The organism is Priestia sp. YIM B13489, assembly GCF_042787645.1.
Lineage (GTDB): Bacteria > Bacillota > Bacilli > Bacillales > Bacillaceae_H > Priestia > Priestia megaterium.
In genome coordinates, this window is record NZ_JBHZOQ010000053.1 from 4263819 (window position 1) to 4277683 (window position 13865).

The window sequence follows — 13865 nt, forward strand, 5'->3', positions numbered from 1 at the left end:
TCTAGCTTTACATCGGATACTATTCTTCAATTTCCACAAAAAAAGAATGAACTCATGCAAAAAACCAACCGTTTTGGTTGGCTCTATTCTTAACTAAATTATAAAACACAGCAAATAAATACTTTTATTTACATGGGTAGAACAAATTTGTATTACTATAATATTTTAACTTCTTTTTTCAAAATATCAATGCGTAAAATTTAACTTTCTTTATCCCTGCTGCTACTTCTTAAACTTCTTTAACATTCGGTGATACCAATAGATTCCGGCTCCCGTTAGTAAAATAATCGTTCCCCACTGATGCGGCAAAAACTTCAGCAGCCATATGGACATGATAATAGTCGCTACTGTTAAGTTACTCAGCCACTGTTCTCGGCTTAGCTTTTTCCTATTCACAATCACCGCCACATAGCCAATGGGTGGCGCAAAAAAACACAGCAGCATCAGAAATTTTTCTGAACGATGCCAAGGCTGTTTTTTCATTTCTTCTCACTTTTTCGATTTAAAATAAACTGATAGCCAAACGTCACAATAATCCCTGTCCAAAACATCGAGAGTGACGATACTAACTCAGCACCATTATAGGCATACATCAATGTATTCACAAACAGCAGGAGTAAAAGTATATAAAAACCTACCGACACAGCTTTATTCCAATTTTGATGCTCCTACTTAGAGGCATCTTTAAACAACTTCATCAAAACTCTCCTTTTACATCTGATACATCATTTCTCCATTTAGGAATTCTATCTTTATGTTAGCATATTGGGTAGTTTTGGAAAATAGATAGAGGGAATTCTATTGAAAATCCACTAACAATAACAATAGAACTATAAAAAGATAATAAATGTAAATAAATAATTCTTTTTAACTATTATTTCGCACACAAAACGTCCATATTAGTATACAATAATCTCAAAATATGTTTTTAAAGGAGATAAAAGGATGACAGCAACTCATAATCAGCTAACAAACGCTTTTCACCGTATGCCACACGAAGAAAATACATTTCATTTTCTTGATGAAAAAGTAACGCTTCTTGTAGCAGGTGAAGATACAAACGGAGCTTACGCCGTGGCGCACGTAGTGAAACCAGCAAACCAAGGTCCCCCGCTTCACCTTCACGAACATGAAGACGAAACGTTTTACGTAAAGCGCGGCTCAATGATTTTTTACATAGGAGAAGAAATAATTGAAGCAAAAGCGGGCGATTATGTTTTTGCTCCTAGAGGTATTCAGCACCGCTTTGTGACTGGACCAGAAGAAACAGAATTTATCCTTACTGCTTCTCCTGCAGGCTTTGATTCATTCGTTAAAGAACTCGGTACTTCCGTTCCCGCAAATGCTCCTCTGCCGCAAGTGGGACCACCTACTGAAGAAGAAATTATCGGTTTAGTTACCGTCTCTAAAAAATACGGCATTACCTATCCTGAAATTGAAAAAGCAATGAATAAAAAATAAACCAATATATAAAGATCTGCTCTTTACCGGGCAGATCTTTTTTCTATTTTGATTTCAATTTGGCCATGGAATAATTTAACACACCCTTGTCCACACTATACTTATCTGTTTTTTCATAGATACGTACCATTTTTATAGATAGGAGGAAAGCCAATTGAAAGCAGAAAGCAAGCGTTTGACTTCAACTGAAATAACGAGTCTATGCACGCAGTATCACCAGGATACGCTGGCGGTCTGTGTAGCGAAACACGTCCTTGCAACGGTAACGGATGCCGAGATTCGGTCGCTGTTTGCCTTTTCGCTAGAGTTATCAAAAAAGCATATTGAGCTGCTTACTGCCATTTTTCATGCTGAACATTTTCCGCTGCCGAAAGGATTTACAGATGAAGATGTGGACTTGCACGCACCTCCGCTTTTTACAGACTCTTTTTGGCTGAAGTATCTTCACGACATGACGATTCACGGCTTGTCAGGGTACGGTATTTCATTTAGCGTGTCAGTTCGCCGAGATCTTCGAGATTATTATCATCAGTGCAATTTAGATGCCATGGAAATCTACAATCGATCGCTCGACCTGCTTTTAGCACAAAATCTTTATGTGCCAGCTCCTTATTTTTTAACCCCGAAAAAGCAAGAGTCGATTACAGAGTTGACTTACGCTCTTGATTTTGTAGGGAAGCAGCGTCTTTTAAACGCAAATGAAGCTGGAAATATTTATTTTAATTTACGCAAAAGCATGGCAACCAAAGCGCTTTTAATTGCGTTTAAACAAGTCAGCAAACGAAAAGATGTACGGAAAGTAATGGAGGCAGGGCTTGATGTAGCACACAAGCATATTGAGCTTTATTCTTCCATTATGCACGAAGAAAACCTTCATACTCCTCCGCTTTTGGATAATGAAATCACAACGTCTACGCACGCGCCTTTTTCAGAAAAGCTGATGACGTTTCACGCAGGAGCAATGTTTAAAGTAGCCATTACCTATTACGCAACGGCAATGACTACCAGCATGAGGCTTGATATTGTCGGGCACTGTGAAGCATGTATTTTACGAGACTTAAAAGTAGCCGGGCGCTGCAGCGAAGTAATGATTAAAAACGGATGGATTGAAAAGCCGCCTGAAGCAAGCGATCGTAAGCAAATGTAAGTTTTTCTATAGCAGCTCTTGACCTGAAACGCGTTTCATACTTTATGCTGTATTTATTCTCATCAGCCGGCGTGACACGAACGATGGCGTTACGGCTGATATGTTATCCATAAAAAAATCCGGTATGTTCACCGGATTTTTTGTATGCTCACATATTCATTTCTTTTTTATAAGCCAGGTACGAATACAGATAAGGAACCGCCACGCACAGAACGATACTGCCCCACATGATAACTGACTTGTATCCATCAGGTAAAAAAGCGCTAATAAGAATTAGCAGTCCGCCGATAAAAAAGATCTTTCCAGATAAACGATGCGTCTTTTTCCATACGGTTTCATTGCTCAATGTCCACGGTGTACGAATCCCCATAAAATAGTTCGAGCGCACGCGCTGCAAGTAGTTTCCGATAATGATAAAAACGAGTCCAGCCATAATTGGAGCAATGTGCGACATCGGCACGTTATAGCCCAGCCCCTGTAAAATAGTGCTCATATTTACAAAAAAGAATAATAGCAGTACGGCGTTTAACACGATGTTATATGTTTTTGAAAAGTACTTATAATTTTCTTTACGCGGGTCAATTCGCGGAACAAATGCGATGATAAAATAAATAAGTACCATGATTCCTACTGTTAAGATCATTGCATTTATCTTCGTTGCAAATCCGTCTGCTTCTCCATTTGCTCCCCAGTGAATGGGCATCGTAGCTGGAAGATGCGGCAGTGCAATCAGCCATGCAACCAGTGTTAAAAGGGTAATGCTTAAAGGAAATACGTGTTTTTTCATTTAACTCTCTCCTTTCTGAAAGCTGAAAAACCAGCCGATTAAATCTTGAAAAACGGTTGTATTTAACGAATAAATCACAAACTGCCCTCTTTTTTCATCTTGAACGAGGTCCGCTTGCTTCAAGATTTTTAAATGATTTGAGATGCTTGGTTTGGTCATATTAAAATACTCGGAAATTTCTCCTGCGGTTAAATCCCGCTCTTTCAGCAGCTCTAAAATCTTTCTGCGAGTGGGATCCGCTAAAGCTTTAAACGTTTCATTCAATTGAAGTTCATCTCCATCATATTTAAGTATTTAGATAATTATCTAAATATTAAACTACAAAATATAATATGTCAATATTTTGAAAAGAGAACATCTGCATTTGACTCATTTTTTTGTTTTTTCAAAGCAGTCCATGCATACAAACTGCGCTTCTTGATGTAGAAAAGCTTTAATTTCGGTCATGCCTCTTTTACTTGGGTACTTCATCCGCATCCATACTTCTTCATTCGGCTGAATTTCTTTTTGACAAACGGAACACTGCTCCTTTATTGCAAACATATTATCCCTCCATCTCTTTGTATAACTATACGTTTGACTAGCCAAAAGGTTTCATAAAAAAGAAGCTGGAATGTAACCAAATCAATTCTAGCTAGAAGCAACTAGAGACATGAAACCTACGTTCACCCTATCATCAATGAAAAAATCCGAACGATTCATCGTTCGGATCTTCCTTCAACTAATATACTTATGTCCTAGCCTCTTTTAAACATTATAGCGGAGTTACGTCTTCCTGCTGTTTTTGCTGTATTCTTTGCTTTTTCGATTTTCTGAAATGAAGCAGTTCATATACAACCGGAATGACTACAAGCGTAAGAAGAGTCGCAACGGCTAATCCTCCGATTACAACGACTGCAAGACTTTGAGAAACAAGGCTTCCGCTTTCGCTTTGTTTAAATAATAGCGGCAGCATCGCACAAATCGTAGCAGCGGACGTCATGACAATTGGACGCATACGCGTAGCGGCTGCTTCGACAATGGCATCGCGCATAATCATTTTCTTTTCATTTTGCTTCACTCGGTCTAATAGTACAATGGCGTTAGTTACAACAATACCAATCAGCATCAGTGCTCCAAGTAAAGCCGTTACGTCTACTGGGATGCGGCTGATTAATAATCCTAAAACAGCACCAATCGCAGCAAGCGGAAGCGAAAATAAAATCGCAAACGGGGTGCGGATTGTTTTAAACGTGATCACCATAATTAAGAACACAATACCAATCGACACAAGCATTGTAATGAACAAGTCAGAGAAATCTTCTCCTTGCTGAGTGCTTGCTCCTCCGATTACAACGTCAACATCTTTTGAAATCGACAGTCCTTTATTCTTACCGTCTCCAAAAATTGTTGTTTGAATGTCTTTATTAATCTCTGAAAGCTTTTCTGGATTGACATCCGCTGTTACTTGAATATACGGGTCTCCATTTTTATGAAACTGATTGGTCGGCTTTTCAGCCTGCGTTAGCGAAGCCACTTTTGAAACAGGTGACGGTCCTGTCTCTGTCATAATGGAAATATCTTTTAACTCTTTTGGTGATGTGGGATTTAGGACAGATTCAAGAAGTACGTTTGCTTGCTTGCCTTCTAAATCTATCGCTCCAATCGGCGTTTTGTTCAGCATAACGCCAAGCTGCTGTGCTACTTGCTGCGTATTTGCTTTTGTTGGATCTACGTCTAAAGAGTAAATCGTTTTCTTTTCGTCTTGATTCGTAGAAACTTTGTCTACTCCTTTTATGTCGCTGATTTCTTTCTTAATGCTGCTTGCCGTCTTTTCTAACCTGTTCATGTCGTTTCCAATTACATCAACGGTAATGGAAGTAGTAGACGCTCCCATTAGTGAAGCAGCACTTACGCTAAGATCCCCTCCGTCATAGAGCTTCTTTTGATTTTGGATTCGTTTCATTAGCGAATCCGTGTTTCCACTGTCTTTTACGGTAATCGTATACGTAGCTTCAGTAGGCGAACCAACGTCTCCCCACTTGGCTCCTTCGTCCGTATTACCAAGCTGCATGTATACTTCTTTTACTTCTTTTTGAGCTAAAATATAGCGTTCAAGCTGCAGTGATTTTTCTTCTACGGTTTTAATTGGCGTGTTATTTGGATAGCTTAACGTTGTGCCTACAAAGTCAGATGAAGAGTTATCAACCGCTCCTTTAGGCATCATCGTGTACGCGCCAATAGATCCCACAAATAAAAGCAGCGAAAGCAGCAGTACAACCCATTTATGATTAAGCGACCACGTAATGACTTTTGTAAAACGAACCGGCTGCTTGTGCTTGCGAATTTTTTCATTTTTTAATAATCCCGCACTCATTAACGGTACAACCGTAAGTGCCACAATTAATGAAGATAGCAGTGAATACGTCAGCGTCAGAGCAAAGGGAAGCATGAAGTCCTGAAGCCCTCCGTTTACAAGGCCGATTGGTAAAAAGACAGCTACTGTTGTTAACGTAGAAGCGGTAATAGCAGAGCCTACTTCTTTTGTGGCATCAATAATTAAACCAAGCGAAAACTTTTCTTTTTGCATTTTCCGGAAGATGTTTTCAATGACAACGATACTATCATCTACCAATCTCCCAATCGCTACCGCTACTCCTCCAAGCGTTAAAATATTAAGCGTGACGCCTGATTTAGACAGTAAGAACAGCGTAAAGCAAAGCGATAAAGGAATGGATACAATCGTGATAAACGTAGAGCGAACGCTGCGTAAAAACAGCATGATGACAATGGTCGCAAAAAGTGCGCCCAGCAACACTTCTTTCATCATGGAATGAACAGAGTTTTGCACGCTGTCCCCTGTTGCAAAAAATACAGAAGCATTTACATTGTTATAGTCTTTGGTAATTTGCTGAGACAGTTTTTTTACTTCTTTTGTAATGCTAACGGCGTTTGAGTGACTGTCTTTTGTCACAATAAGTAAAAGTGCATCTTTTCCGTTAATATGCGTCACGACGCCTTCAGGCTTTTTCACTTCTACTTTTGCAAGGTCGCCTAACGTTACATTCGGTGCAACCGGCAGCTTTTTCACTTTGTCCAAGCTGTCAATTTTACCTGTTACATTGATGTTGCTCGACTTGTTATTAATGACTTTTTCTCCAACTGCAAGCGACGTGTTTTTTCCTTCTAACACGCTGATGACTTTATCAATGGTCACGTTCTTTTGTGACAATTTTTTATTATCAACTTTAATAGACACGTAGGAATCCGCTGTTCCATACGTCTGAACACTCGCAATGCCTTTAATGTCTTTATATTTAGGGATCAGTTTTTTCTCTGCAAGATCCAGATTGTCTCTTGTTAATCCTTCTTTAAATGTGAGTGAAATATCTGCGATGGGAATCATAGAGGTATTTAATTGAATAACATTAGGCTTTGATACGCTGGCTGGAAGCTGCACCGAAGACAGCGCTTCTTGGACGTTTGTTTTTGCTTCTTTCATATCCGTTTTGGATTCAAATGAAAGATCGATTTTGGAATAGCCGTCTCCCGTCGTCGAATACACGTTGCTTTTTCCTTTAACACCGGCTACCGCTTCTTCAATTGGTGACGTAACTTGTTTTTCCATAGAATCCGCATCCGTTCCTTGCCCCATAACCACTACTGACACTTGAGGCTGATCAGCGGTCGGCAGGAATTCCATCGGAAGTGTAAAATAACTAATGACTCCTAAAGCTAAAATTAAAATAGACATAATGGTGATAGCCGCTTTATTTTTGAACGACCATTTGGTGAGCCAAGACATGAAATTTCCCCTTTCACTTTTTCGTACAAACTTAGCCAAACATTTCTAAAATATGCTAAATAACCACTAAATTATACCTAATGTTCCTTACCATTTAAAGACTTATTTTTGTAAAAAGTCCCATTATTTGAACGAGATTACTTATGGATAATATAAGCAGCTTCTTTACAGCACAAAAAAAAGACGCCGATACCCGGCGTCCCACATGTAGTAAGTGAAAGAAGAAGAAGAATATGCCTACGATTTCTCAGGCAATTCTATGACCTTATTTGGTTTCTTCCCGTTTTTTTATGAAATAAACATATTTAGCATAAATTCCCTCAACTAGCAGCTCGACTGTGCTTTGATTCCGTATCGTTTTGAATTTTTAAGGAAGTCAATAAAGCCACGATGCTTCCTGCAAAGCCAAATAAAAACAAGTGATGAATGCCCGCCATGAAGCTTCCGCCCGAAGTCAGCAACGCACCCATAATCGTAACGCCGATGGCTGTTCCCATGTTTCTGCAAAACATAAAAAATGATGTTGAAATACCTCTTTCATGTCCTCCTACTAATTGCTGTACACCAATGACGCCAACCGTAGAAAGCAGTCCAAACGATAGTCCTTGGACAATCATGACGCAAAACACATAAAAGAAACCGTGACTTTCATTTAGCATAAGCAGCAGTGTTCCCGAACCAACCAGCAGCACATTCCCGATTAACAATAGCTTTCTGTAGCCGTGTTTTAAAATCCATTTACCTGCTGGCACAGATACAGACATCCACCCGACCGCCGTTCCTAACAGCGCAACTCCGCTCATAAACAGCGACAGATGCGCTACTCGCTGTAAAAATAATGGAATGTAGCTTGACGTACCGAATAAAGCCACCGTTCCAATAAATGCATTGATATTAATCCATGACAGCGTTTTGTTTTGGAACATAGACAGGGGTACAATTGGTGAAGCGTGTTTTCGTTCATGGAGATAAAAAATCACTAATAAAATAAGTCCCGCGACTGTATACACAACTCGGTTCTGTTCCACTACCGTCACAAGCAGCAGTGACGTAACGCCCGTTCCAAACAATATGGCACCGATGTAATCGACTTTTGCTCTTTTCGGCTTATAGCTTTCTTGATATGGCATTAACGTCAGAAATGAAACAATACATACGGGTAAATTAATAAAGAAAATCCATCTCCACGTTAAATAATCCACAAAAAAAGCGCCTAAAAGCGGAGCTAATACAGCTGATAATCCCCACATCGTTGTAAACAGCGCCTGAATTTTCCCTCGTTTCTCGACGGGAAATAAGTCTCCGGCAATAATAGCGGGAAACGCCACCATAAATCCGGCTCCTATTCCTTGAACCGCACGGAAAAGAACAAGCTGAATCATCGTATTCGCCACGCCGCAAAGCATCGAACCAATTAAAAAAGCAATAATTCCAAACCCAAATACTTTTTTGCGGCCAAATAAATCCGATAATCTTCCCGCTACTGGAGATAAAATCGTACTTGCAATCATGTACGAAGCAAACGACCACGCGTACAAATCAAATCTTCCAAGCTCTTTTGCAATAACGGGCATCGTCGTATTCATAATCGTTGAATCAAGCGAAGCCACTAGCATTGCCAGCACAATACTAACCATTACGGACGTTCTGCTTTTCATTTGACAATCTCCTTATCTGTATAATCTGAGCATTTAGTTTACTCCTGCTTGATAGATGTTGTCTAGATTTGTGCATAAAAAAGCAGATAAAAAGCTGAGCTATAGCTTTTTATCTGCTTTTTTGACAAGGCCAGCTAACCCCCTGATTGTCAGCAATGTAAAACTAACACTTGCAAATGTATGAAAGATGGTCCACTTTTTCCATTTAAACAGATTGCTATTTCTCTCTAAATACCACTGGCTGATACTCATCGGAACGCTCCACATCAAGCTTTTTAGTAAGATTGCAGGAAGCTTGTCTTCATAAGATTGTCTAACCCAAACCATACTTAGCAAAGGAAAAAACAGCAGATCATATAAAATATTAGTTGAAAAAATGCGAGGATACGGCCGAACAGGATATTTGATTCGATTCGTGTTTACAGCATAAGCATCAATAAGCGTGGCCAAAATCCCTTTTGCAAAAAAGACAATCAGCATTTCTTTAAACCTCGGTTTTTTTACAACAAAAGGAAAAAGAACTGCACACAACACAGTTAGCCCTTTTAACAGTGTTCGTTCCATTTGTAACACTCTTTTCTTTGGGAATATCTATTAGTATGTACGATTACTGGCTAAAATAATAAGCAGGAATATAAAAAGCTTCTCACCGTAAAGGAGAAGCCTTTCTTTTCTTATTTTACATCTTCGCTTACCGGCTCTTGGTCAGACAGTTCTTTGTTTCGAGCCATAACCGCAAATCCAGCCATTATAATAATGCTGCTTGAAATTCCGTATAGGATTGGCGTGGTAGAAGAAAGTCCTTCAATCAATAGACCTCCAAGTACTACTAGTGTACTGACAACAATAGCTGAAACCCCTGCTTTTGGATGAATGTCTTTCCAAAACAGCGACACAACAAACGGAACAAAAATTGCTCCTGATAAAATGGCATACGCAACGTCTAAAGCGACAAGCACGTCTTGAATCCAAAGAGCAAAAATAATAGCAAGCACGCCAACAATAAGCGTATTTACGCGCGTTAAAATTAAATAATTTTTCTCTGAAATATTTTTAAGCCACACTTTTTTAATAATATCGTTACTAATCAGCGTAGAAGACGCAAGCAGCGTTCCTGAAGCAGTTGACATCAGCGCCGAACAAACGCCCGCTAATACGAGACCTAATAATCCTTGAGGCAGAATTTGAACTGCAAGCGTCGCAAATATGCTTTGACTGCTTTCTGCGTTTGGCAGCAGCAAGTACGCACACATTCCAATTACACTTCCCGCAATCGCGTAGGCAATGCTATACACACCTGCAAAAATGGAGCCGTTTCGGGCGATTTTTTCTGTTCGCGCCGTAAATACCCGCTGCCAAATATCTTGAGATACTGCCATACCAAGCGTATACAAGAGGAAATACTGAAAGATTTGACCGTATCCAATGGATGAAAAATCAAAATAAGATGATGGCAAATCTCCGGCAAGGGCTTTGAAACCTCCTGCTTCTGATACACTCATTGGAAGCATAAATCCAAAAATCGCCACTGTCATTACAACAAATTGAATAATATCAGTAACCGTTACGCTCCACATTCCGCCTAGAATCGTATAGAACAGAACAATCGAACCGCCAATTAACATCGAGGCCGTCATGTTCCATCCAAGCAGCGCATGAATGATCGTTCCCATTCCAATCACTTGAGTGACTGATACCATGAGTGTATAAATAGCGGCAACAACGGCGCTGATAATTTGCGCTTGAGCGTTATATCTTTTTCCTAGCAGTTCGCTGATAGTTGTCACTTTCAACGACGAAATCCGCTTAATGAAAATCGTTCCAAGCGTAATGATTCCAAGTCCAATCATCGTCACAAACCAAATGCCAGACAGCCCGTGCTCATAGCCAAGCTGAGCCGTTCCAATCGTCGACGCTCCGCCTAAAATAACGGCTGACAAACACCCTAAATACATGAACATCCCTAAGTTTCGTCCGGCTAAAATAAAATCTTCTGATGACTTTGCTTTTAACGAGCCAATAATACCAGCTACAACCAATACGCCAAAATAAACAAACATAACTGTCATATCCAGTCCGTTCATAACAGATTCCTCCTTATTATGGGTCAATCTATCTTTCAGTGAAACAAAGAGCTTCCTAAAAGCTTTAGATCACGTGAAGACTTGTGATTTCTGTCAGTGCTTCGTGTAGCACGCGAAGCCCTGCGTCAATTTCTTCTTTTGTAATCGTTAAAGGAGGAATCATTCGAATCACTTCTCCGCTATTTCCGCAAAGGTAAAACAGCACCCCTTTTTCCAAACATTTGTCTAGAATCTCAAGAAGAAGATTTCCGTCACCTTGCTTTGTTTTCGGATTAATAATTTCAATTCCAATCATTAGTCCTACTGAACGAATGCTTCCGATAACTTCATGCTTCGCCTTTAAATGCTGAAGCTGATCCGCTGCATATTTCCCCATTGCTTTTGAATTTTCAATCAGCTTTTCTTCTTTTAATACGTCCAGCGTCGCAAGCGCTGCTGAACAGGCGATGGGATTGCCTCCAAAAGTGGTTCCGTGTGTACCAATCGGCCACTTTTCCATAAGCTGCTTTGAAGCTACGGTAGCACTTAGCGGCAAGCCCGATGCGATGCCTTTTGCGATGGCCATAATGTCAGGCGTTACATCAAACGTTTGAGCTGCAAACCACTCGCCCGTACGTCCGAACCCTGTTTGCACTTCGTCAAAAATAAGCAGAATGCCGTGTCTGTCACACACTTCTCTTATTTTTTGCAGCCACGCTTTCGGAGGGATCACGTAGCCGCCTTCTCCAAGAACCGGCTCTACAATCATGCACGCTACTTCTTCCGGCGTGACTTGATGCTTAAACAAAGTGTCAAAATCTCTTTCCAGCTTTTCCACGCAGTAGATTTCCGGATCTTCTCCTTTTGGACACTGAGTCGCGTCTGCATAAGGCACTTGATACGTTAAGCCCGATGGCTGAAGAAATTTCCGGTATTTGCTTTTTGATGTTGTCACACTAAGCGCTCCGAGAGAACGGCCGTGAAAACAGCCCGTAAACGAAACCGTATAAGGTCTTTGCGTAACGTACTTTGCCAGTTTTAACGCTCCTTCAATTGCTTCAGTTCCGCTGTTGGCAAAGAAAAAGCAGTCCAATCCTCTTGGCAATACTGTTTTTAATTCTTCAGCAAGCTGTAAAATAGATTCGTACATAATCACACCCGACGGACCGTGCATAAGATGGTCAACGCTTTCTTTAATCGCTTGTACAACTTTAGGGTGGCGATGACCTGTATTCGCTGTTGCAATACCTGATGTAAAATCTAAATATGTTTTCCCGTCAGCTCCGTAGTAGTAGCAGCCCTCTGCTTTTACCACCGGTAAATTAGGGTGATCTTTCGCCATGCTTGGTGCTAGTAAATCCGGTAGACTGTTCATTAACTGTGTAAGTGATGTCTGCGTCATATGACTTCCTCCTCGCAATCTATCAAGTAATGTGTTTGTACTTGTTTTACATGCAAAGAGCGTGCCAAAGACGTTAAAAAACGGAATGTTTTTTTAATTTTCTAACAACTGAAGGCTGACTGATTCCAAGTGCTTCCCCTATTTCTGTTGTCGTTTTATACTGTTTTTTTGCTTTTACTAATATCTCTTTTTCCAGCTCGTTTAACGCATCATTAAGCTTCATTTCCCCGTGTTCTTCAACGTGCTGAATCCGTTTCTTTCTGTGCAGAGAATGCGGCAAATGCTCCATTGTAATCAGCGTTTGCGAAGACACAACCACAGCGTGTTCAATCACATTGATTAACTCTCGTACGTTTCCTTTCCACTCATGTGCAAGCAGTGCGTGAATAACCGCATTATCAAATGTTCTTTTTCGGTTGTATTTCTTTTCAAACTGCTCGGCAAAATGTGTGAGCAGCGGAAAAATATCTTCAGGGCGCTCGTTCAAAGATGGAATGGTAATCGGTACGACGCTTAAACGAAAATATAAATCTTCTCGAAACTCTTTTTCAGCAACGGCTTTTTCTAAATCTTTGTTCGTCGCTGCAATTAAGCGAAAGTCCACGGTTTTAGGCTTTCTTCCTCCAACGGAATAAAACTGTTTTTCTTGAATGAGCTTTAAAATTTTAACTTGATGCGCCGGTGACAGTTCTCCCACTTCATCTAGAAAAAGCGTACCTCCATCTGCTAATTCGACCAGTCCCACCTTTCCATTTTTAGATGCACCGGTAAAAGCACCCGCTTCGTAGCCAAACAGTTCAGCTTCAAATAAATGATCTGGAATCGCTCCGCAGTTCACTTCAATAAACGGCCCTTTGCTTCTTGTACTTTTGTTATGTATCAGCTTGGCTAAGTGCGTTTTTCCTACTCCTGACTGCCCTAAAAGTAAAATATTTACGTCTACATTCGAAACGTGAACAGCCGTACGAAGAACGTGCTGCATCTTTTCGCTGTTGCATACAATTCCTTCTGTTGATAGATTTTGGTTCCGCAGCAGCATAAGCTCGCTCTTTACGCGCTGCATTTCGCCTTCCATCGCATCAAGATATGTTTTCATTTCCATAAGCTCCGTCACATCATGAGAATAGCTGACGATTCTTTTAATCTCTCCTTTTTCATCTTTGACAGGAATGCCCGTAACGAGCACTTGCTTGCCTTGTTTAGTTGTTTGTACAAGCGTAATTTTCTTCTTTGTTTCAAGCACAATTGGCGTGACGATTGGCGTAAACAGCCCTTGTTTTTCAAGTTCATAAACAGACTTTCCCAGCAGTTTTTCAGCTTTTACATCGTAAATGTTTCCCGTTCCTTCATGTATTCGGACAATGATGCCTTTTTCATCGGTCACAAGCAAATCATCTTTTAATGAATGAAGGATCCACTGATTTTCATTCCACTCTGAATTCATGTATGCTCCCCTCTTTCTATTCATTTTTGAATAAAATACAATTCGTTTTTGAATAACGGCATTTATTTTTGAATAATCAATTTATTATATCACGAGGACTTCTTTTTATTTCGAAACAG

Annotated in this window: 13 protein-coding genes; 2 read left to right on the plus strand and 11 right to left on the minus strand. The window is 40.2% G+C overall.

Annotated features, from left to right (window positions below; all coding sequences use genetic code 11):
- Window positions 1-222: 222 nt before the first annotated feature.
- A complete protein-coding gene (locus ACFX4W_RS27840; RefSeq protein ID WP_165575479.1) occupies window positions 223-483 on the minus strand; it encodes a hypothetical protein in 261 nt (86 codons plus the stop codon).
- Window positions 480-644 carry a hypothetical protein gene (locus ACFX4W_RS27845; RefSeq protein WP_165575480.1) on the minus strand — a complete coding sequence of 55 codons (165 nt, stop codon included), beginning with the start codon at window positions 642-644 and terminating at the stop codon, window positions 480-482. Before ACFX4W_RS27845 ends, ACFX4W_RS27840 begins: the two co-directional genes overlap by 4 nt.
- A gap of 301 nt (window positions 645-945) precedes the next feature.
- On the opposite strand from ACFX4W_RS27845, the gene ACFX4W_RS27850 reads away from it, so the two are divergent.
- A complete protein-coding gene (locus ACFX4W_RS27850) occupies window positions 946-1461 on the plus strand; it encodes a cupin domain-containing protein (RefSeq protein WP_280559155.1) in 516 nt (171 codons plus the stop codon).
- Between the two features lie 154 nt (window positions 1462-1615).
- A complete protein-coding gene (locus tag ACFX4W_RS27855; protein ID WP_165575481.1) occupies window positions 1616-2608 on the plus strand; it encodes a DUF3231 family protein in 993 nt (330 codons plus the stop codon).
- A 148-nt stretch (window positions 2609-2756) separates the two neighbouring features.
- Here the strand turns inward: ACFX4W_RS27855 and ACFX4W_RS27860 are convergent, their stop codons facing one another.
- The 9 genes from ACFX4W_RS27860 to ACFX4W_RS27900 all read right to left on the minus strand — a co-directional run bounded on the left by ACFX4W_RS27860 (window position 2757) and on the right by ACFX4W_RS27900 (window position 13746).
- Window positions 2757-3395 carry an SdpI family protein gene (locus tag ACFX4W_RS27860; protein WP_280559153.1) on the minus strand — a complete coding sequence of 213 codons (639 nt, stop codon included), beginning with the start codon at window positions 3393-3395 and terminating at the stop codon, window positions 2757-2759.
- Window positions 3396-3659, minus strand: coding sequence for an autorepressor SdpR family transcription factor (locus ACFX4W_RS27865; protein WP_013082079.1), 264 nt, complete (start codon window positions 3657-3659; stop codon window positions 3396-3398).
- A 105-nt stretch (window positions 3660-3764) separates the two neighbouring features.
- The gene (locus ACFX4W_RS27870) at window positions 3765-3938 is read right to left on the minus strand and encodes a Fe3+ hydroxamate ABC transporter substrate-binding protein (RefSeq protein WP_097824148.1); all 174 of its coding nucleotides are present in this window, start codon (window positions 3936-3938) and stop codon (window positions 3765-3767) included.
- A gap of 211 nt (window positions 3939-4149) precedes the next feature.
- Complete coding sequence (locus ACFX4W_RS27875; RefSeq protein ID WP_280559152.1) at window positions 4150-7179, minus strand: efflux RND transporter permease subunit; 3030 nt, start codon at window positions 7177-7179, stop codon at window positions 4150-4152.
- A gap of 320 nt (window positions 7180-7499) precedes the next feature.
- Window positions 7500-8837 carry an MFS transporter gene (locus tag ACFX4W_RS27880; protein WP_162213733.1) on the minus strand — a complete coding sequence of 446 codons (1338 nt, stop codon included), beginning with the start codon at window positions 8835-8837 and terminating at the stop codon, window positions 7500-7502.
- 99 nt (window positions 8838-8936) lie between these two features.
- Window positions 8937-9401, minus strand: a complete 465-nt coding sequence (locus ACFX4W_RS27885) for a CBO0543 family protein (protein WP_162213732.1) — start codon at window positions 9399-9401, stop codon at window positions 8937-8939.
- 110 nt (window positions 9402-9511) lie between these two features.
- Window positions 9512-10921 carry a sodium:solute symporter family protein gene (locus ACFX4W_RS27890; RefSeq protein ID WP_026106757.1) on the minus strand — a complete coding sequence of 470 codons (1410 nt, stop codon included), beginning with the start codon at window positions 10919-10921 and terminating at the stop codon, window positions 9512-9514.
- Window positions 10922-10985: 64 nt separating this feature from the next.
- The gene (locus tag ACFX4W_RS27895) at window positions 10986-12302 is read right to left on the minus strand and encodes an aspartate aminotransferase family protein (protein WP_237074592.1); all 1317 of its coding nucleotides are present in this window, start codon (window positions 12300-12302) and stop codon (window positions 10986-10988) included.
- Between the two features lie 73 nt (window positions 12303-12375).
- Complete coding sequence (locus ACFX4W_RS27900) at window positions 12376-13746, minus strand: sigma-54 interaction domain-containing protein (RefSeq protein ID WP_236658119.1); 1371 nt, start codon at window positions 13744-13746, stop codon at window positions 12376-12378.
- Between the last annotated feature and the right edge of the window lie 119 nt (window positions 13747-13865).